General features: G+C 61.0%; 14 protein-coding genes. 13 read left to right on the top strand and 1 reads right to left on the bottom strand.

Annotated features, from left to right (window positions below):
- Both QNJ86_RS13750 and QNJ86_RS13745 read left to right on the top strand, forming a co-directional pair.
- A partial coding sequence (locus tag QNJ86_RS13750; protein ID WP_283833224.1) for a hypothetical protein occupies window positions 1-192 on the top strand: 192 nt, incomplete at its 5' end.
- A gap of 700 nt (window positions 193-892) precedes the next feature.
- On the top strand, window positions 893-5,116 hold the full coding sequence (locus tag QNJ86_RS13745) for a leucine-rich repeat protein (RefSeq protein ID WP_283833223.1): 4,224 nt from the start codon (window positions 893-895) through the stop codon (window positions 5,114-5,116).
- 397 nt (window positions 5,117-5,513) lie between these two features.
- On the opposite strand, the gene QNJ86_RS13740 is transcribed toward QNJ86_RS13745, so the two are convergent.
- Window positions 5,514-5,918, bottom strand: coding sequence for an MGMT family protein (locus tag QNJ86_RS13740; protein ID WP_283833222.1), 405 nt, complete (start codon window positions 5,916-5,918; stop codon window positions 5,514-5,516).
- Between the two features lie 176 nt (window positions 5,919-6,094).
- Between QNJ86_RS13740 and QNJ86_RS13735 the strand changes: the two genes are divergently transcribed.
- The 11 genes from QNJ86_RS13735 (at window position 6,095) to QNJ86_RS13685 (ending at window position 19,670) form a co-directional block, all read left to right on the top strand.
- Window positions 6,095-7,594, top strand: a complete 1,500-nt coding sequence (locus QNJ86_RS13735; protein ID WP_283833221.1) for an efflux RND transporter periplasmic adaptor subunit — start codon at window positions 6,095-6,097, stop codon at window positions 7,592-7,594.
- A 4-nt stretch (window positions 7,595-7,598) separates the two neighbouring features.
- Window positions 7,599-8,357 carry an ABC transporter ATP-binding protein gene (locus tag QNJ86_RS13730; protein ID WP_283833220.1) on the top strand — a complete coding sequence of 253 codons (759 nt, stop codon included), beginning with the start codon at window positions 7,599-7,601 and terminating at the stop codon, window positions 8,355-8,357.
- Window positions 8,354-9,541, top strand: coding sequence for an ABC transporter permease (locus QNJ86_RS13725; RefSeq protein WP_283833219.1), 1,188 nt, complete (start codon window positions 8,354-8,356; stop codon window positions 9,539-9,541). Before QNJ86_RS13730 ends, QNJ86_RS13725 begins: the two co-directional genes overlap by 4 nt.
- A 368-nt stretch (window positions 9,542-9,909) precedes the next feature.
- Window positions 9,910-12,765, top strand: coding sequence for a DUF4430 domain-containing protein (locus tag QNJ86_RS13720; RefSeq protein WP_283833218.1), 2,856 nt, complete (start codon window positions 9,910-9,912; stop codon window positions 12,763-12,765).
- Window positions 12,765-13,568 carry a DUF4430 domain-containing protein gene (locus tag QNJ86_RS13715; protein WP_283833217.1) on the top strand — a complete coding sequence of 268 codons (804 nt, stop codon included), beginning with the start codon at window positions 12,765-12,767 and terminating at the stop codon, window positions 13,566-13,568. The genes QNJ86_RS13720 and QNJ86_RS13715 overlap by 1 nt, the downstream gene beginning before the upstream one ends.
- On the top strand, window positions 13,540-14,505 hold the full coding sequence (locus tag QNJ86_RS13710) for an energy-coupling factor transporter transmembrane component T (RefSeq protein ID WP_283833216.1): 966 nt from the start codon (window positions 13,540-13,542) through the stop codon (window positions 14,503-14,505). Before QNJ86_RS13715 ends, QNJ86_RS13710 begins: the two co-directional genes overlap by 29 nt.
- A complete protein-coding gene (locus tag QNJ86_RS13705) occupies window positions 14,502-15,983 on the top strand; it encodes an ABC transporter ATP-binding protein (RefSeq protein WP_283833215.1) in 1,482 nt (493 codons plus the stop codon). The genes QNJ86_RS13710 and QNJ86_RS13705 overlap by 4 nt, the downstream gene beginning before the upstream one ends.
- Window positions 15,980-16,690 carry an ECF transporter S component gene (locus tag QNJ86_RS13700; RefSeq protein ID WP_283833214.1) on the top strand — a complete coding sequence of 237 codons (711 nt, stop codon included), beginning with the start codon at window positions 15,980-15,982 and terminating at the stop codon, window positions 16,688-16,690. The genes QNJ86_RS13705 and QNJ86_RS13700 overlap by 4 nt, the downstream gene beginning before the upstream one ends.
- Window positions 16,691-16,968: 278 nt before the next feature.
- On the top strand, window positions 16,969-17,577 hold the full coding sequence (locus QNJ86_RS13695) for an L-threonylcarbamoyladenylate synthase (RefSeq protein WP_283833213.1): 609 nt from the start codon (window positions 16,969-16,971) through the stop codon (window positions 17,575-17,577).
- 342 nt (window positions 17,578-17,919) lie between these two features.
- Window positions 17,920-18,882 (top strand): hypothetical protein, encoded by a 963-nt coding sequence (locus tag QNJ86_RS13690; protein ID WP_283833211.1) that lies wholly within the window; start codon window positions 17,920-17,922, stop codon window positions 18,880-18,882.
- A 53-nt stretch (window positions 18,883-18,935) separates the two neighbouring features.
- The gene (locus QNJ86_RS13685) at window positions 18,936-19,670 is read left to right on the top strand and encodes an S-layer homology domain-containing protein (protein WP_283833210.1); all 735 of its coding nucleotides are present in this window, start codon (window positions 18,936-18,938) and stop codon (window positions 19,668-19,670) included.
- Window positions 19,671-19,926 lie beyond the last annotated feature (256 nt).

Genomic DNA, 19,926 nt, shown 5'->3' with positions numbered 1-19,926 from the left:
CGACAACTAGGTACGTCAACTTCTGTAGGGATGCTCTCTAGAGCATCCGTTCGCGCGAAGCGCGAAAACGCAGGTCAAAGAGGGTTTTCGCTGACGCCGAAACGGGCACCAAGTGACTGCATGGGGGTGGCGTATATGATTATTGAAAAGGTAAGTATTTTAAGCACTCAGACGTACCGCGAAGTACAATAATCACGGTGCTTCGTCACCCGGGCAGCTTGAGTAGTAAGGAGTTGTCCTTTGGATATTCAAACTGTTATCGCGGTATGTGCGATCTTTTCCGTTGTGCTAGGAATCGTACGTTTGGACTCTAGAAAAAAGTGACGAACAGCGTTAGGTAAGTAACAAGAAAATAGGCCGGGTTTCCGCCTAAAGTCTCCCGGCCTTACCACAAAACGCTGCCCGGCTTGGCGGGGCACCGATTGCCTCATTTTAGCACGTCCACACCCCTCGTGCATCTCTGCAATTCATTCAGAAGTTATGGAGAAATGGTGAATATATGCAACTTGTAGGTGCGCCTACCTACGACTTATGATGGGTATGTTCTACCTGCGGTTATCTCCCTTCGCACCCAGCGTTCCTCCCGCACTCGGCAAGCACGGCCACCCTTCACATTCCCGTATCGCGTGCTACTATGCCGAGCATATCCCGCACTATGCGGGGTACGTGCATCGGGAAATGCACGTTTGTGAGGATGTAAAGGGACAAGGGACATGAATCGTTTAGACCGAACTTCGCGGTTCGGCAGGACGGCGTGCGCAGCTATGCTCACGTTCGCTCTGGCGACCAATCCGCTGCTTGCATTTGCAGGCGAACCACCAACCACTGAAAACCTCCGGGGGGGGGGGGGCATTCTGAGCCTCTAGGCGTTTGGTATGAACCCCACTCCACCATGAGCGATGGCGAAAATGCCGACGCAGACAAAAATGGCGAAGGTGCGGAAAGCGCCGCGCCGTCAACTCCGGGCGAGACTGCCCAGATCATCCAGCAGGTTGCACTCGACCAGCAATCCTCATCCAATAACCATGGCGAACAGCCCGACGTATCGGGCTCTGCAATAACGCCTAACCAGACGGGCACCACAGGTGTACCCTCAACCGACCAGGTAGCAGGCACCGTCCCGCTGCCCTCAGGCTCTGCCGAGGGCATCACCTCCATCGTAAGCGACAGCCTCGTCTTCGAAATCAACGCTGAAGCCAATACGGCAACACTCGTTGGTTCAGCCACCACGGCACCCAAGAGTGACCTCTCCATTCCGGCCTCCGTAACCAGCGGTGCCACTACCTACGAGGTAACCGCCATCGCCAAGAACGCCTTCGCGAACTGCCGGGAGCTTACCTCACTCTCACTTCCCGCAACCCTGCGCGAGGTAGACCCCGACGCTCTCGCTGGCTGCCCCTCGCTCAAATTCATCTCCGTCAGCTTCAAGAATGACACCTTCGCCTCATCTGACGGCATGCTTTTCACCAATGACTATTCGACACTCCTGCTCATTCCCGAGGGCAAGGAGGGCGCCGCCACAATCCCCGGGGAAACATCTTCTGTCCCCGCCCAGGCATTTTCCCGATGCTTGGGTATAGCATCACTCAGAACCGGGGATGGCGGCGCCGAACTCAAAGCTTACAACGGGATGCTGTTTAGCAAGGACTTAAAGACGCTGCTTGTGTGCCCCGCAGGAGCGGGCAGTGCTGCGGTGCTTCCTGCTGAGACGGAAGCTATCGGCGAGTACGCACTCGCTGGTTGCAAGAACCTCGCGTCGATCACTGCACTGGGGAACGTGCAAACCATCGAATCCACTGCATTTGCTGATGAAGCCAAGACTTCCGCTGTAGTCGCACTCCCAGCAGGGGAGAACTACGACGCTCGCAAGTCCGTCTGGGAGAAAGTCGGCTTCCAACACTTTGCCGAGCCGGCCCAACCTGGAGCAACTACGCATCCGGAATCCAATGACGCTGAAGCCGCAAGTGGCCTGACATTCACGCTGCAGGACGATTACACTCTCTCAGTCGCCTGGGAAGGAATAGCCGATCCGGACGCCACTCTCGAAATCCCCGCATCCGCCGAGATCAACGGCGTGACCTACCAGGTGAGCACCATCGCTCCCAACGCCTTCACCAACCGAGCCTCACTTACAACCGTAAAGCTCCCATCAAGCGTGACCTCCATCGGCGAAGCTGCCTTCGCAGGATGTGCCAACCTGACCACCATTGAACTCCCCGACACCCTGCAAGCCATCGGCGGTCGAGCCTTCGAAGCTACCGCCCTCACCGACGTTTGGCTTCCCGCCAATATCGCAACCATAGGTCCTCGTGCCTTCGCCGCCTGTGAGTCCTTGACGCGTATCGTCGCCCTCAACACCCCCGAGGTAGCCGACGATGCCCTCGCCGCCTGCGCCAACCTCTCCATCTACTGCCCCTACAACGTGGAGGGCACCTACCCCTGGAACCTAGGCCTTCTCGCCAACAACAACCACCTGATGCCCTACGGCCTGTCACTCCCCGAAGAGCCCCTCATCCTCGAAGTAGGCCAACAAGCCAACCTCTTCGAGAATGCCCTCTACGAAGTCCCCGAAGGCTGCACCCTCAACTACTCCTACGCCGCCAAACCCCTCTCAGTAGAAAACGGCATAGTAACCGCTAAATCAAAAGGCACCTCCGAAGTAACGGCAACCCTTACGCTTAATGGACAAGAGTTAGCTAGTGCAACTCGCTCGCTTGAGGTAATTTCTACCCAAAACGTTATTCCCGGTGCATCATTCCGCACCCTGCATGAAGGTATTGACAAAGATATCTCTCTCTTGGCTACAGGCTGGTCAGATGGCTCGTTTAAAATCGGAAATCTTACCTATAGTGTTCTTTCCGAAGATCTTAAGACCGTTGAGATTGCTAAATGCGACAGTACTGTAACTGGATCTGAAGTTATTCCCGCGAGTGTGAACGGGTATTCTGTAACAACCATCGGGATTAGAGCTTTTTCCTATTGCAATAAACTTACGTCAATAGAAATACCCTCCTCTGTAATAAGTATCAGAACCGAAGCTTTCGGTGGGTGCTCTTCACTCGTTTCCGTTGTTATTCCGGACTCTGTAACGGATTTTGGGGTTTCTGCTTTTCGCGGTTGTACTTCTCTTTCCTCAGTTACTCTCGGAACTGGCATTAGTGAAATATCTGCATACGCTTTTGAGGGGGATGCAAATCTCGGGGCTATCTACGCAAGAGGGAACATTACCTATATAGATGGTAGTGATGCTTTTTACGATGTGAACAAAACTCAAGTGAAGATCCATTTGTTGGCAGACGCAGATAAGACTGTTTGGACAAAAAAAGGATTCTCTGTCTCAAATCTCATCACTGCATACAAGCTATCTTTCGACGCTCAAGGTATATACACAGTGCCTTCTTCCTGGCAGCTTGTGGACGGAGGTGTAAAGATTGTAGAGCCTGCGGGCAAGCCTAGTAAGACGGGGTACTCTCTGAATTGGTATCAAAACGCTGCAGGAACGGGGGCGGCGTGGAATTTCTCGACTGATGTTATGCCATCGAAGGATCTCAATCTTTGCGCTAAGTGGTCACCTAATACCTATACCCTTACGTTTAACCAGGTCAATGGTTCAGGTGGTAGCACGTTCGCAACGGCCACTTTCGACGCTGCTCTGCCCGGCATTACTATCCCCTTCAAGTCTGGCTATACATTTCTGGGTTACTACGATCAGCAAAGTGGTGGTAACCAGTATTACAATGCGAGCGGTGCGGGGACGCGCACGTGGGACAAAGCGTTGAATACTACCCTGTATGCCCAATGGAAAACAAACACTCACACGGTTACCTTCGATGCTAATGGCGGTTCGGGTGGAACTGCTCAGAAGGTAAACCACGATGCAGTGGCTATCGAACCCAACCCAAGCCCCACGAAAGACGGCTACACCTTTGCAGGCTGGTACACTGACGCAACCGGTGGTAACGTGTGGAACTTCTCAACAAAGATCACAAGCGACAAAACCATCTACGCCCACTGGACGGCGAAGCCCTACACTATTAACTATACCCTTGCCGGTGGCTCAGTGAGTAAGCCCAACCCGACTACCTACACTATAGAAACCGCCGACTTCACGCTGACAAACCCCACCAAGTCTGGCTACACCTTCGCAGGCTGGACAGGCACAGGCCTCACGGGTGCTCAAAAAAGCGTTACGATTGCTCAGGGTTCAACGGGCGACAGGTCATACACTGCAACCTGGACTGTCAACAAGTATCAAATCACCTTTGACAAAGACGGCGGTACTGGTGGTAGCGGTAACGTGGAAGCTACCTTCGGCGCTGCCATGCCACAGATTCAACTTCCCTCCAAGGACGGTTACACCTTCCAAGGCTACTATGATGGCACGACCCAATACTACAACGCCGACGGCTCCAGCGCTAAGAACTGGGACAAGGATGGTGTTGTCACCCTGAAAGCTCACTGGAAGGCAAATACCTACACCGTGAAGTTTAATCAGGATGGCGGCGAAGGAGGCGACGCCTTTGTCACGGTCACGTTCGGCGCTGCGATGCCACAAACCAAAGTCCCCACTAAAGATGGTTACACCTTCGCTGGCTACTTCGATGATAACAACAAGCAGTACTACGACGAGAAGGGCATAAGTAAAGCTGACTGGGACAAAGACACCGACAACGTGATCCTCAAAGCTCACTGGACGTTGCAACTTAACTTCACTTTTCCTACCGCTGCTCTTATTCAGGTGGATGCCTCGGGTAACGTCACAGGCCAAGACCTTGAGTTTGAGTCCACCTCAGCTGAGGCTATTAAGGTGACCTCGGTTATCAGCACACAAGCACAGGGTGCTCCTTCGCTTTTTGCTAATGATGCAACCTTAAAAGGTGTTCGTGTTTTGCTTACTCCTCTCACGGGTTTGGGAGCGCAAGTGAAGGTTCCTCTTTCCACGTCAGCACAAGGTGAACCCATTACTGATGGCTGGACAATCGCAGCCAACTCCCAGCTCTCTGTTGCTTTCAGTCTGTTTCTTCCCGAAGGTGCTCAGTTCAACTATCTCGCAAACGATGGCCAGGCTCATATTGCTAACTTTTCCTACGAGGTGAAGGCGGCGAAAGCGTCTTAACCTCACCATCCCAGCTTGCGGCGGAGACCACCCGCTCCGCCGCAAGTTCTCGGGCGCGTCTTATATGGTGATAACAGGATATCCGCTCCGCGCGGGAAGTGTGACGCGCTTCGCGCTGGCGATTACGCCGTGTGACACGTAAAGTGCTTCAAGATGGCACAGATCGCCGTTTAAGTACGGATTTTGCGCCTCTTAGAATCGCTATCTTTTTGCTATCATTAAAGAAACGCCTGTTCGCTATTTTGTATGCCTGGTTTTGGGGCTTCCAACCCGTACACAAACGCGATTTTGTGCCGATTTTGGGCATGGCTCTTGCACAGCGGGGAGGAAAGCTGATTGATTTGGTCTTCAATAATGAAAATGGCCGGGGGGGGGGGTCGCTCTGGGTGAAACCTCCCTACACTTCTCCCAACTCGCGTTGCCAGTCGAAGTCGGGTGGGGGTGTGGTGGGGAGGTTATCGGTGTCCGGACCAGTCGCGTCGTGGCCGTCCCATTGGCAGGACTCCATGTCGACATGCTCGTTATCGGCGAAGGTCACGCCCTCGGCTTCCAGCATTTCGCGCTGGATGTCGGGGCCGCCGAAGGCGTAGCCGCGGCAGAGGCCGCCGTCTTTGAACACCACGCGGTGGCAGGGGATGTGGTTCACCTCGGCACCCGGGTCGGGGTTCGCGTGTAGCGCGTACCCCACGTAGCGAGCGGATCGCGGCGCACCCACCAGCCTCGCCACCTGGCCATACGACGCCACCGTGCCGCGCGGAATGCGCCGCACCACCGCAAACACCTTGTCCGAAAACTCTCCCACAAGCCTTCCTTTTCCCGCTCATATCTCGCTATCTTATCGTTCCTTAGTATAAAGTAAGGCGCTTCCCCCGTCGGCCAGTAAAGTAGTGCCGGGGGCTTCCCTTTTCCCTCCGCGGCCTTTATGCTGGTTCGAGAGAGCACGCTTCGTGGGGTATGGGTAACGAGCAGGGGGTTTACATGAGGACACATGGTAACCGTCAACCAGCTAGTTCCGGGGGTACGGCACCGCTTGCCCTTCCTGTCATTGGAGCAGCGGTCGAATCCGGCGCGCCCGACCTGATAGATGCCGAGGCATTGGCCGACATGCAGGCGTTCAACGACCTCAAAGCGAAGCGCAAAAAGCAGCGGAAGAAGAAAATCATCGTGGCGGCCGTCTCCGTTGTGGTGGTGGCTGTCATCGGGGTGGGCGCGTTCATGTGGTACTCCGCCGACCAGGCGGCGCGCGCCCTAGAAGAAAGCGGGCTGCAAACCGGCATGGTCGAGCGCGGCACGTTCGAGGAAACGGTGTCCGCGTCGGGCAACCTGCAGCCGGTGGCCTCGGTCACGGCCACGCCCGAGGTGGATGGCATCGTGGGCGAAGTGCTGGTGGCGGTGGGTGACCGCGTCGAGGCTGGTCAAACGCTGTTCACGGTGGTGAACGCTGACTTGGACAAGGCCGTCGCCCAGGCAGCCCAAGGCATCGAACAGGCGCGCAACGGCGTGGCCCAGGCGCAAGCTTCGCTTGACGACGCCTATCGCGCGAAGGAAGCCGGTCGCGTCGCAGCGGCGCAAGCGCAAGCGCAGGCCCAGGCCCAGGCCGCAGCAGCCGCAGCAGCCGCCGCCGACCCCAACCTCGCGTCCTCGCCCGACTCCCAACCCGCCTCCTTCGAGGCTGCCCCCTTCGACGAAGGCAGCTACGACTCAGCCATTCGTCAGGCAGAGCTCGGCGTTAGCAACGCGAACCTGGCCCTGCAAAGCGCCCAAGAGGCCCATGCCGAGGCAGTGGCTCGCGCGGACAAGCGCATCGTGAAGGCGGCCATCGCCGGCAGCGTGGTGGCCGTGAACATCGAGCCGGGCAAGGCGCTTGGCGGCGCGCAGGGCTCGCCCGTCACCGCCCCCGTGCAAATTGCCGACTTATCCCAGATGACGGTCTCAATCGGCGTGAACGAAATCGACATCCTTAAAATTTCCGCCGACCAAGAGGCCTCGGTCACGTTTACCGCCGCGCCCGACCTCACGCTGCCGGCGAAGGTGGTCAATATCGCCACCACTTCGACGGGCTTCACCGACGGCTCAGCCGGCATGTACGGCGGCCCCGGCGGCCCGGTCACCTACACCGTGAAGCTGCTCATCGCCCAGCCGGACCCGCGCCTCAAGCCCGGCATGACGGCGAAAGCCACCATCGTCACCAAGAAGGTGGAAGACACACTGCTTGTGCCCATTTCCGCCGTGCAGTTCGACGGATCGGACAAAGGCTTCGTCCTCGTGCTCACCGATCCCGAAACGCAACAGGTGGAACAGCGCTCCATTGAAGTGGTGGCGTCGGACGGCCTGACCTCGGCCGTGAAGGGTATGCTGAAAGAAGGCGAGCAGGTGGTGGTATCTGGCATGCCGGCCGACTTCGCGCCGGGCGGCTCCACTCCCGCGGGTGCCGTGGCCGACGTTGCTGCTGGTGGCGGCGCCGTTGTGGTAGGCTAGCGTTATGCCGAAGGTGGTCGAAGCATACGATCTGCACCGCATCTACGAGAGCGCCTCGGGCTTCACGCATGCCTTGCGCGGTGTCTCACTCGCCGTTGAGCAGGGGGAATTCCTCGCTATCATGGGGCCTTCTGGTTCGGGTAAGTCCACGCTCATGAACCTGCTGGGTTGCTTGGACACGCCTACGCGCGGCCGCTACCTGCTGGAAGGGGTGGACGTGGCCGCGTACCGCGAAGACGAACTCGCCGAAGTGCGCGCCACGCGCCTCGGGTTTGTGTTCCAGTCGTTCAACCTGCTGCCGCGCGCCACCGTGCTGCGCAACGTCATGTTGCCACTGGTGTACACGGCCTGCCCGCGCAAGGAACGCGAACTGCGCGCCCGCGCGGCGCTGCGCAGTGTGTCGCTGGACGAGCGGCTGTACGACCACCGCAGCAACGAGCTATCCGGCGGCCAAATGCAACGCGTGGCCATCGCTCGCGCGCTCGTGAACAACCCGGCGCTCATCCTGGCCGACGAACCCACGGGAAATTTGGACACCGCCACGGGCGAGATGGTGCTCGAAACGTTCAGCCGCTTGCGCGACCAGGGGAAAACCATCATCCTCATCACGCACGAACCCGATGTGGCGGCCCACGCCGACCGCGTCATCCACATTCGCGACGGCCGCCAGTGGAACGCGAACGGCACGGCCCCCGTGGTCGTCCCTGCCGCCCCCGCCGCGCCGGCCCCCGCACCCATCGCTCAACCAGGAGGTTCCCAATGAAACTCGGCGACCTCTTCTACGAAACCTGGCACGCGCTGGCCGCCAACAAGGGCCGCTCGTTCCTTACCATCCTCGGCATCGTCATAGGCATTACGGCCGTCATCGCCATGACCTCGCTCATCGCCGGCGTGCAGAACATGCTCATGGGCGAACTCGGCCTGTCGCAGGCGCGCCAGGTGTCCATCAGCGCCTACACTTCCACAGGCATGACGTTCGAAGACCTCGACAAGCTGAAAGCCGGCATGCCTGACTACGAGATACTCACCGGCTCCGCGTACGCGTCGGCCGAAATCACCCTGGCCGACGGCCAGAAAAGTTACTTCAGCCTCATCGGCGTGCGTCCGGACTACTTCGCGGCGAATGGCTCGCGGCTGAAAGAGGGCCGCTTCTTCACCGACAGCGAAGAGCGCAATGGCGCGCGCCTCATCGTGGTGAACGGCGACTTCGGCCTGCAGCTGTTCGGCAGTGCCGACGTGGACATGCTGGGCAAATCCGTGCGGCTAGGCAACGACGACTACACCATTGTGGGCGTGCTGGAAACGTCGTCGTTCATGGGCGGCGCGCCGCTGTTCGTGCCCTTCACCACGGCGCAAACGCGCCTCGACGGCGAGCGCAGCATCTCGCAAATTGTTGGCTTCGCGCGCGAAGACACCGATATGGAACAGCTCGTGGAGTCCACGCGCGATTACGTCGCCCGCTACCTCAATGTGGAGCCGGAGAACGTGGGCGTGTACTCGCTCGACTCCGCCATCAAGCAACTGGAAACCACCATTGCGTCGTTTTCCCTGCTCATGGGCGCGGTGGCCTCCATCTCGCTGTTCGTGGGTGGCATTGGCATTATGAATATGATGCTGACGAACGTGACCGAGCGCATTCGCGAAATTGGCCTGCGCAAGTCGCTCGGCGCGCGGCGGCGCGACATCACGAAGCAATTTTTGCTGGAAGCCATCATGCTGTGCGTGACGGGCGGCGTGTTTGGCATCGTGTTCGGGTTCGCGGCCGCCTGGGGCCTCAGTGGCGTGGTGGGCGCGGTGCAGCCCGGCATGTCCCTCACGCCCGTGCTTGCGCCCGAGGTGGTGGCCGGGGCGGTAGGCGTGTGCGTGGCCATCGGCATTGTGTTCGGGTATTATCCCGCGCGCCGCGCCGCGAAGCTGGATCCGGTGGAGTCGCTCAGGTACCAGTAGGCCGCATCGCGCGCGAGACGCATGGGTGAAGTGGGGAAGAGACGCGAAGGTGTGTGAAGGCGCGAAGGTGCCTGCCGCACGGCGTTTTCCGCTTGCTCCCTGGTGGGTATTCCCAACCTGCGTGCGGCGAAACGATGGTAAAATGCCTCAGACATGTTGATTGGCTACGACAGGAGCGCCGGGCGCGGCGCCGGGATGCCCACAAGGCAGCCCGAGGGGAATGCGGGTGCGAATCCCGCGCTATACCAGTAACCGTAAACGCTGATGAGCGGACAAAGACAGCGCGCGGCAGCGCTGCCCCGTCTCAGATGACGCAAAGTCGGAACACCTTCCCGTCATACCTCGAGGCCCTGGAAAGAGAGGTTCCGATGACCATCGGTTCTTCGCTCGCGCGCTCGGCTGCGGCCGCCGCGAGCACTCCCCGAAAACTGTTTCACCTGCTGCTTGCCTGCGTGCTGGCGGTGTCGCTCGCGCCGAGTGCGGCGTGGGGCGCGCCGGATGCGGAAGCGCCCGCGGATGCGCTGAGTGCTGAGGCCCAGTCCGGATCCCAGCCCGGATTAGAACAGTCGGATGGCGAAAAGCCCGCCGACGAGCCGCCCGCGGAGGAAGTGCTGCCTCCGGTTGGGGAAGATGCCGCTGGTGAGAGCGTGGGCGATGACGCTGCTTCGCCGGAAGAGGTGCCTGCTTTGGGCGACGCACCCACGGAGGGTGAGCAGCCGACGCTTTCGCCAGCCGAACCCACTGAGCCCACGGAGGAAGGCGCCCCGGCGGAAGGCGGGGCCGAAACGCCCGCGCAGAAGTCGGCCGAGGGTGAACCCACCGACCTGTTAGAAGCTTCTCCCATTGCGGTCACTGGCTCCGTGGTAGGAGTGGACGCAAACGGCGCGCCGCAAACCTGGGCCGCGCCAACGTCCCTCACGCTAAATGAAGGCGCCACGGCGGCTGACCTTTCCGAAGCGCTGTTTACCCAGGCAGGTCTCACGGCCGACACGGGCGAGGGCGCGTACGGCTGGTATCTCAATTCCATCACTCCGCCGCAGGGCGGCGACCCGCTGGGCTCCCGCGAGACAACGCCCGGCTCCGGCATCTGGGAGTACTGGCAGCTGTTCGTGAACGGCGAGTACGCTCTCACGGGTGCGGGTGGCATCGTGCTGCAAGCGGGCGACCAGGTAACCTGGTGCTACGGCTCGGACGGCACCCTGCCTGGCCAAGTGGCGGCATCGTGCCAAGTCATCGGACTGGATGCCAACGGTACCTCGCAGGTGTGGGCACCCGCCTCCACGCTGACCATGATTGAGGGCGAAACGGCCGCGGATCTCACGGAGCGCGCCTTCGCCGCTGCGGGCCTCACGGCTGACACGGGCGTGGGCGAGTGGGGCTGGTATCTCACGTCCATCACCTCGCCCTTTGATGCGAGTCTCACGCTGGGGTGGGATCAGGCCACCGGGCGTTACTGGCAGCTGTTCGTGAATGGCGAATACTCCCTGACCAGCGCGGGCGACTACGTGCTGCAAGCGGGCGACGAAATTGCGTGGTGCTACGCGGCCGATGGCGAGGGGCTTCCCACCCCCGGCGAGGTGGTTCCCAACCCCGACGCGCCGCGCCCCAACTTCGACTCCGCGTGGCCAGGTTTTGCGGGCGGTGTGGTGGAGAACCGCCCGACTCCCTCTGAGTCGGCCGATCTTGCCTGGTCATACGGCTACACAGAAGGCGCAGGTACGGTGGGCGCGTCCGAGCCGCTTGTGGTGAATGGCGACGTGTATCTGGTGGTGGCCAACGAGTTGCGCAAGATTAGCGGCGCCACGGGCGAGGTGCTGGCGCGCACGCCGCTCGGCGGTTCTATCTCGTACTGCTGCCGCCCGGTGTATGCCGGCGGCATGGTGGTGGTGCCCGTCGACGACGGCAGTCTGGCAGCGTTCACCGCGGACGCGCTTGTGTGCGTATGGAAGACGCCGGCGCTTCCCACCGACGGGTTCAACAACTCCTATCAGGCGCTTTCGTCGCTCACGGTGAGTGAAGGCTGCGTGTATGCCGCGTTCACCATGGTGGGCGCGGGCGGCGTGGGCACGGTGGGCACGCTCGTGTGCACGCGCCTGGCGGACGGCGCGGTGCTGTGGACGCGTACGACGGGTGGCGCGGACGAGGGTCCGGGTGGCTACTACTGGGCGGGCGCAGCGGCATCGGGCGACGACGTGCTTATTGGTGGCGAAGCGGGCGCAGTACAGCTGCTGGATGGCACCACGGGCGAGGTGCGCGCGTCGGTTGACCTGGGAGCACCGTGTCGCGCGGGCATTGTTTCGGCTGGCGATGGGGCGTATCTTGCCGTCACGACGGACGGACGTCTGCATCGCATCGTGCGCGCGGGCGATGCGCTTATGCTCACGGGTTCGGTCGCCTTTGCCACGTCGTCGAAGTCGACGCCCGCGGTGGCGGCCGACAAGGCGTTCGTGTGTGGTGTGGATAGCGAATGGTATGGCACGCTTTCGGTCATTGACCTGGCCACACTCACCGTGGAGCGCACCGTGCGCGGCACGCTGGGTGAGGCGCTGAGCTCTCCCTTGGTGTCGGTGGGCGCGAACGGCACGTACGCCTACTTCACCTGCAACGGAACGCCGGGCGGCGTGTTCAGCTACCGTGTGGGCGATGCTGCGGCCCACGAGCTGTTCGTGCCGCAGCAGGACAAGCAGAACTACTGCATGGCGTCGGTCGCGTCCGACGAGTTCGGCAACCTGTATTACACGAACGACTCCGGTACGCTGTTCAAGCTGGTGGCCTCCCAAGGCGGCGCGGGTCAAGAGGGTGAAGGTGGCGAAGGCTGGGAAGGCGGCGCTCCCGGTACGGGTGACGGCGACGGCAACACCGGTGGCAACGGTACGCCCACGCAACCTGGGTCGGTCACGCCTGGTGCGCGCAAGCCCCTCGGTGGCACTATTTCGGCAACCCACGCGCCGCTGTCACAGAAAACGGACAAGGCGGACGCTTCCAAGAAGGAACGCATTGCGTCAACGTCGGTTGATTCTGCACCCGCGAAGTCCGAAAGTGGCACGGCAACCAGTACGTCTGCCGCCGGTTCCGAAGACACGGGCGCAGCCAACGACGCGCCGTGGACGGCAACGGTCGTGAACCCCTGGGCTGTCGCCGGTATTGCCCTTGGCGTGGTAGGCCTTGCGGGCGCGGTTGTCGCGTTCGTGCGCATGCGTCGCAAGGAAGGGGGCCGCGCCTAATGGAACGCGACGAACGCAAACAGGAAGCATCGCAGGCCGACGAGGCACTGCGCCAGGCAACCACGGCGGCGGCCAGCGACCCCGCTCCCGCTGTAACCAGCGACAAAGCTCCCCAGCCAAAGCGGCCCGCATCGCGCGTGCTCATCGCGGCAGTGGCGGCTCTCTCGGTGGTGCTCATTGGCGCGTCCTCGCTGTTCCTGTTTGCTCCGGCAGATCAGTCGAACGCAGGGTCGGCCCCGCCGACACCCAGTCAGTCTGCCCCCGATACTGCCGACCACAAGGCGCGCACGGAAGTTCCCGCCGCGTCACAAGACGAAGCGTCCTCAGACGGCGGCGCGGACAAAAACGCTGGGTCATCCACGGGAGCAGCTGATTCAGCAACCGATGGTGCGCCTTCTTCCGCATCTGATGCCGCGCAGAATCACGCCTCCAACCCAAGTACCCCTTCCACTACACCGCCTCCCGCGCCTGACCCAGCCCCAGCTCCGCCGCAGGCTGCCACGGTCACCGTCACGGTGTCGGTGGAATCTTCCGCGGCGGGCGGCCCGGTGTCCGGTGGCACCACGGTCACGTTTAACCAGGGCGCAACCGTCTACGACGCGCTTATGGCCTGCGGTCTTTCGGTGAACGCAAGCAACTCTGCGTTCGGCGTGTACGTGAACGCCATCGGCGGCCTCGCGGAAAAGGAGCACGGCAGCGCAAGTGGCTGGGTGTATACCGTCAACGGGGCCGACCCTGGCGTGTCCTGTAGCAGCTGTGTACTGAATGACGGGGATGACGTGCGATGGTTCTACGTCGTGTAAGCGCCGAACGGGTGATGCCGTGAAGCCCACCGCGTTCGACCTTTTCCATCCCGCCGTGGCGCTGGCCTACTTCGGCGTGCTGCTCATTCTAGGGATGGCGGCGCTGCAGCCGGTGTATGTGCTGGTCACGTTCGTGGCCGCGCTCGCGTATGCGGTGGTGCTGCGCGGCGCGCGGGCGACGGCACGCACGCTGGCGTGGCAGCTGCCGCTCGTTGTGGTGGTGGCGCTCGCAAACCCGCTCTTCTCCGCGTCGGGGTCAACGGAACTCTTCCGCATCGGCCTGCGCGCGTTCTACCTGGAGAGTTTCGTGTTCGGCGCGTGCATGGGCCTGATGCTGGCCTCCATGCTGCTGGTGTTGTCGAACGCCTCGCACGTGCTCACATCCGACAAGGTGCTCGCGCTCTTCGGCAACGTCGCGCCCACGGTGGGCCTTATGCTGTCGATGACGGCGCGCCTCGTGCCGCAGTTCGTGCGCCGCGGGACCGATATCGCCGCGACGCAGCGGGCTTGCACGGCGGCCCAGGGCTCCGGTGGGGAAGGGAACGTGAGCGCACAGGGTGAGCGCGGGGGACGCGGGAAGCTCGAGAAGCGCGCGCTCGTGCGCGACAACCTGCGTCTGACCTCGGTGCTTATGGGGTGGAGCATGGAAGACTCGCTTGAAACTGCCAGCGCCATGAAGGCGCGCGGTTGGGGGGCGGGTGCGCGGCGCACCACGTACACGCGCTACCGCTTCCGCACGCGCGACGCGGCGGCGCTTGCGGTGGGCGGCGCGCTGGCGCTCGCGGCTGCGGTTGCCGCGTGGGTTGCGTGCGCGCAGTTTCGCTTCTACCCGACTATTGAAGGTCTTGCTCCCTGGTGGAACTACCTCCCGTTTGTCCTGTTCGCCGCCCTGCCGCTGATTATGGAAGCAGTGGAGAAGGTAAGGTGGCGTTTATGAGCGCGCAGGATGCCCCGTTCGCCCTCGAGGCATGCAACTTCTCTTTTCAGTATCCGGACGCCGCCGCCGGCATCGGGCCGCTTGAGTGGCGGGTGGAACAAGGTGCGTTTCAGCTGCTGGTAGGCGCAACGGGCAGCGGCAAAACCACGCTTCTGCGCTACTGCAAGCCCGCCATCGCACCGGCGGGGGAGCAGGGGGGCACGCTCACCTTCTTTGGCTGCCCCGTGGGTGACCTCAGCGAACGCGAATCTGCGGAAGCCGTGGGTTACGTGTCGCAGAGCCCCGAGAACCAAATCGTCTGCGACACCGTGTGGCATGAATTGGCCTTCGGCCTGGAAAACCTGGGGCTTCCGCCCCACGAGATGCGTCGACGGGTGGCGGAAGTGGCGCACTTCTTCGGCATTGAGCCGTGGTTTCGCCGCGCCGTGTCTGACCTCTCGGGCGGACAAAAGCAGATGGTGACGCTGGCAAGCGTGCTGGCTCTGCAACCGCGCGTACTCCTGCTCGACGAGCCCACCGCCCAGCTTGACCCTGTGGCCGAGAAAAACTTTCTCCACGCCCTCTTCCGCGTGAACCGCGAACTCGGCATCACGGTAGTGGTGGCCACTCACGCCCCCGAATCCATGGCCCCCTACGCCACCAACGCCGTCGAACTGCGCGCCGGGAAGATTGCGCCGGTGCCCCTAGAGCGTTTCGCATCTCAATCTTTAGCCATTCCGCCCATGCGGAAAATGAGTGCCGAAAATGAGGAATCATCCGCTTCCACCCCCGCCATCTCCCTTCATGACGTGCGGTTCCGTTATCGACGGGAGGAAGACTGGGTGCTGCGCGGCCTCGATCTGGACGTGCTCCCCGGCTCCCTTCACGCGCTTGTGGGCGGCAACGGCTGCGGCAAGTCAACGCTTCTGCGTGTGGTGGCTGGCGTGCTCAAGCAAGAGCGCGGCCGCGTGATAAACACCCTGGCCGCCAGCCAGGCGTTCCTCCCGCAAGACCCTAAAGCCCTCTTTGTCTGCGATACCGTGGCCGATGAACTGCGCGAATGGCAACGCGCGTGCGGCTACGCCGACACCGACCTACAAGAAACGCTCACCCGCTTCAACCTCGCCGACCGCACCACCAACCATCCCTACGACCTCTCCGGCGGCCAGCAACAACTGCTCGCCCTTGCGAAGCTGCTGCTCACCAATCCCCGCTTGCTCCTGCTCGACGAGCCCATCAAAGGCCTCGACGCTCCGTCAAAACTCCTGGTAGCACGCGAGCTTACCACCCGCGCGGCCGCCGGTACCACCGTGCTTATGGCCACGCACGACCTCGCCTTCGCAGCGCTCGTCGCCCACACCGCCACCATGCTCTTCGACGGTGAGGCTGTCTCCACCGAGCCCGCCCCCGCGTTCTTCGCTCACAACCTGTTCTACCGCCCCACGGAGGACGCCTTCACACGCCTCTGGCGGAAACACTCCGAAGGTGCGCGCCCATGAACGCTCGCACTCCCGCTCCCCGCGCCGCCCGCCTCCTTGCTGCCCTCGAAGTGCCCGCGCTCATCGCCGTCCCCCTCGCGCTCATCACCTGCGCTTACTTCCAGGTGGGGCAGGGAGCGCTCCTTACCGTCGTGGTGGCGCTTGCAGCGGTGGGCGTGTTCTTCGCCAGTTTCGAGGCTTCGCGTCCGGCGCTTCGCCAGATCATGCCCACGGTGGTACTGGCCGCCCTCGCCGCTGCGGGGCGCTTGCTGTTCGCGCCCATCCCGGATTTCAAGCCCGTGTCGGCCATCTGTATTCTTGCCGGCGCGGTGTTCGGCCGCCGCAGCGGCTTTCTCGTGGGCGCCCTCGCCGCCCTCGTGTCGAACTTCTTCCTGGGCCAAGGCCCGTGGACGCCGTGGCAAATGTACGCGTGGGGCCTCGTTGGCTATCTCGCCGGCGTGCTGGCCGACCGCGGCTGGCTCGACCGCGCGCCGGTGCTCTTCACCTACGGCTTCACCTCGGCGCTCCTGTTCGGCCTGCTCATGAACACGTGGCACGTTATCGGCTTCGTCCAACCCTTTACCTGGCCAGCCGCCGCCCTCGCGTTCGCCGCCGCGCTTCCGTTCGACGCCGTCCATGGCATAGCCACGGTCATCTTCCTTGCCGCCCTCTACGTCCCCTGGCGCAAAAAACTCGAACGTATCAAAAAGAAATACGCCCTCCTGTAACCCACCGCCCGTAGACAAGCGTCCAACAAAAGTGTGGCGCGCTTCGCGCTATCTATTTCGCCACGAGTTTTCTCCCATCCCTTACCTTACGACGCGGGCTAATTGTTCAGAAAGCCGCGTCGATAGACAGGCCAACCGTAGGGGCGCGAAGCACCCTCTCCGCCGAAGGCGGAGAACCCAAGCATGACCTGCCCTTTCGTGCTTTACGCGTAGGGACGCTTCAAGCACCCCTACGAAGATCGTGTACAATACTCTCATCCGTCACGGAAGGAGCAACCATGTCCACCAGCGCAACCCTGTCCGATGCCGCCCGCGCACTCAAGCGTGGCGAAGCGGTCATTTTCCCTACGGACACGGTGTATGGCCTGGGGGTTTCCGTGCGCGATGCCGCCGGCCCCGATGTGCTCTACCACGTGAAGGAGCGCGACCGCGGCAAGCCCATCGCCTGGCTTGTTGCCTCCCTAGCTGACCTCGACCGCTACGGCGTGGACGTGCCCGATCTAGCGCGCTGCCTGGCCGCGCGCTACTGGCCGGGCCCGCTGACGCTTATCGTGCGCGCAAGCGATGCCGTGCCCGAGTCCTTCCGCTCCGCCGCTGGCACCATCGGCCTGCGCATGCCCGACAACGCGTGCGCCCGCGCGCTCATCGACGAAGTGGGCTGCCCGCTGGCGACGACGTCCGCGAACCTATCCGGCCACGCTTCGCCCTGCTCCTTCGCCGCCATCGACCCCGAGCTGGCCGCCCGCGTAAGCCTCGCCCTTCCCGATCCCGCCGGCGACCAAACCAAAAGCGGTCTCGCCTCCACCGTCCTCACCTGCACCCCCACCCCCCACATCATCCGCGAAGGCACCATAACCAAAGCCGACATAGCCGCCCTTGAGAAATAGCGCTACGCCGCGCCGCAAAAGAGTGACGTGCTTACGCGCTGGCAAAATGTGACGCGCTTCGCGCTACTAATTACGCCATGATATGGTGCGTCTCCCCATCACTATGACGAGGGCTCTTTCAAGTATCATAAATCTAACTAAAAAGGTAACCTTCGTAGGGGCGCTTCACGAAGCGCCTTCTCCGCCGCAGGCGGAGAACCCAGGCGGAGAATATACCCACCCTCGCGCAAAAGCGCGCCAACCTCTGACATCAAACCGCAAAAGAGGCTATAGTAGTAAGTAGCACGACTGTTGAATATAAACAGCACGTACGCCCTGCACGGGTAAGGACAGGAGCGACTCATGAAAACCGCCATCCCTGTACGCCGCCAATCACATTCCCACATGCCCGCCTCTGCTTGCGCGCTTCTCATAAGCGGTGCGCTCGCATTCGCGCTGCTAGGCCTTGCAGGTTGCGCAAGCGCCCAAGCAGAAGAAGACCCCGCGTCCGCAACAGGCGAACCGCCGCAAGCCGAAACCACCACGCAAGGGGCCAACGAAAAGGACACTCAGTCACCAGAATTGGTGCAACACACCTCCGGCCTCGTGCCCGGTTTCTCCCTCTCTGAACTTCTCGAAAAATCGGAATTGATCGTTGATGGTGTTGTGGAAGGCACCTCAGATGCCTTTTTGGTTGAACCCGTGGATGGCGCAATGCCTCAGTTCTTCAGGGATGTTTACTTCAAAGCAGAAACAACATACGCCGGCACGCCAAAGTATGTCAGCGAGAGCAATGCGCAGCAATCTCTTCTCACGCTGAGAATAGAAGGTGGGGCTGGCGCTATGATTGCGACAAACGTTGAGCCCGTTCCGGCCTTTGAGAAGGGCGAGCGCTACCTGCTCTTTTTGTATCAGGCTGACGATGGATCAAACTACAACACCGAAGGAAATCACTACTACGTGATAGGCGTGTGCACCGGCGCTTGGCTGTGGTCTGAAGAAAAGGCCGCATTCGAAAACCCCGTTATGCGAACTGATGAAAAAGAGTACATCAATGGGGACACTCTTCGCCAAAAGATTGCAGAAGCTCCCTTCCCAGTCGGCGTTGAAAGGGCAGATCTGGGAGTAAATGCCAGGATGTCCGAGATCGAAGAAAGCTATCGAGAGGGATCGCTGCCCCAAGAGCTGTACGATCACTATGTGCAACTAGCCGAAAAAGAATCCTCAACCTTCTCTCGCATCATGACCCCAGAAGAACAGCAAGCCTATGAGCAGGAGGAAGTGGCGAGGATGAAGGCTTTGGAAACCACCAGTTCGTCGAAGTGATGAGCTGTACGAAAACTAGCCGGCAACCAGCCGCGCACGAGAGAGGATATTTCATGAAACTACTCGGTAAACCAAAGCGCATGACAGCTTGCTTGGTCACGGTAGCTCTTGCTGCGGGATTGGCGCCTTCTGTTGCCCTTGCGGCGGATGATTTGGGAGATGACGTTGTAGGTGTTCCGGTCTTCCAGTTCAGCGACGTGGAAGATGGCGCATGGTACAAAGACGTGGTGTATTACGCCTATGAGAACGGCATCATGAAGGGGTATGCGGGCACCTATCTCTTTGGGCCGGATGATACGTTCGCACGACAGGACGTTGCGTGCATGCTGTTTAAGTGGCTGGCGCCAGAAGAATCTGCAGATTGGGACTGGGATACCATTCCCGCAATCAACAACGACACCACGTATTCAGATGCTTCCGATTTCCGCTACTACACGGCACCGCTCAATTGGGTGCAAAAGAACGAGTTGATTGCTGGCTACAGCGATGGCAGCAATCGGTTTGGCGTGGGGGATGGCATGACGCGTGAGCAGTTCGCGGTCATACTCAAGCGCATCGACGAAAAGTTCTTCACCGATTCCGTCGCAATTGCGTCTCTTGCCTCTTCCGCTTCGACTTTCCAGGATTACGACGAAGTGAGCCCCTGGGCGCAGGACGCTGTGAACTGGGCTTGTTCAAAAGGATTGTTTACCGGTGATGGGGGCAACCTCTATCCCCAGCGAACCATCACCCGTGCAGAAGCAGCCAAGATAACGTCGGTATATCATCAAGCGGTTTCCGCGAAGTAACTCGTTCTGATATAAGCTTCACGCAAACGCCGCCCTGCGAACTGGCCAAAAGCCACGTTCGCAGGGCGTTCTTTTATTGTGGGTGAAGTGATGAGCCTTTGAACGGCTTTGGAGGGAATTGCTAGGAAGGTAACTTTCGTAAGGTCGCTCCGTTTTTTGACAGCGACTTCCCGAGAAAATGGCAGAGATCGCCCCTTAGGGCGTGCGGCAGGATTCTTGGACTTACTCAGGCTACCAGCCCGAGTCTTCTACGGCG

The sequence above is a fragment of the Gordonibacter faecis genome, assembly GCF_030077735.1.
In the GTDB taxonomy this organism is placed as follows: Bacteria; Actinomycetota; Coriobacteriia; order Coriobacteriales; family Eggerthellaceae; genus Gordonibacter; species Gordonibacter faecis.
Note: the sequence above shows the minus strand (reverse complement) of the source record. Positions and strands in the feature narration are given on the sequence as shown.

Bases quoted from the DNA above. Each gene is read 5' to 3' on its own strand.
- QNJ86_RS13705 (WP_283833215.1), top strand. From the start codon at position 14,502: ATGAGCGCGCAGGATGCCCCGTTCGCCCTCGAGGCATGCAACTTCTCT.
- QNJ86_RS13695 (WP_283833213.1), top strand. From the start codon at position 16,969: ATGTCCACCAGCGCAACCCTGTCCGATGCCGCCCGCGCACTCAAGCGT.
- QNJ86_RS13735 (WP_283833221.1), top strand. From the start codon at position 6,095: ATGAGGACACATGGTAACCGTCAACCAGCTAGTTCCGGGGGTACGGCA.
- QNJ86_RS13700 (WP_283833214.1), top strand. From the start codon at position 15,980: ATGAACGCTCGCACTCCCGCTCCCCGCGCCGCCCGCCTCCTTGCTGCC.
- QNJ86_RS13730 (WP_283833220.1), top strand. From the start codon at position 7,599: ATGCCGAAGGTGGTCGAAGCATACGATCTGCACCGCATCTACGAGAGC.
- QNJ86_RS13745 (WP_283833223.1), top strand. From the start codon at position 893: ATGAGCGATGGCGAAAATGCCGACGCAGACAAAAATGGCGAAGGTGCG.
- QNJ86_RS13710 (WP_283833216.1), top strand. From the start codon at position 13,540: ATGACGTGCGATGGTTCTACGTCGTGTAAGCGCCGAACGGGTGATGCC.
- QNJ86_RS13725 (WP_283833219.1), top strand. From the start codon at position 8,354: ATGAAACTCGGCGACCTCTTCTACGAAACCTGGCACGCGCTGGCCGCC.
- QNJ86_RS13685 (WP_283833210.1), top strand. From the start codon at position 18,936: ATGAAACTACTCGGTAAACCAAAGCGCATGACAGCTTGCTTGGTCACG.
- QNJ86_RS13715 (WP_283833217.1), top strand. From the start codon at position 12,765: ATGGAACGCGACGAACGCAAACAGGAAGCATCGCAGGCCGACGAGGCA.
- QNJ86_RS13690 (WP_283833211.1), top strand. From the start codon at position 17,920: ATGAAAACCGCCATCCCTGTACGCCGCCAATCACATTCCCACATGCCC.
- QNJ86_RS13720 (WP_283833218.1), top strand. From the start codon at position 9,910: ATGACCATCGGTTCTTCGCTCGCGCGCTCGGCTGCGGCCGCCGCGAGC.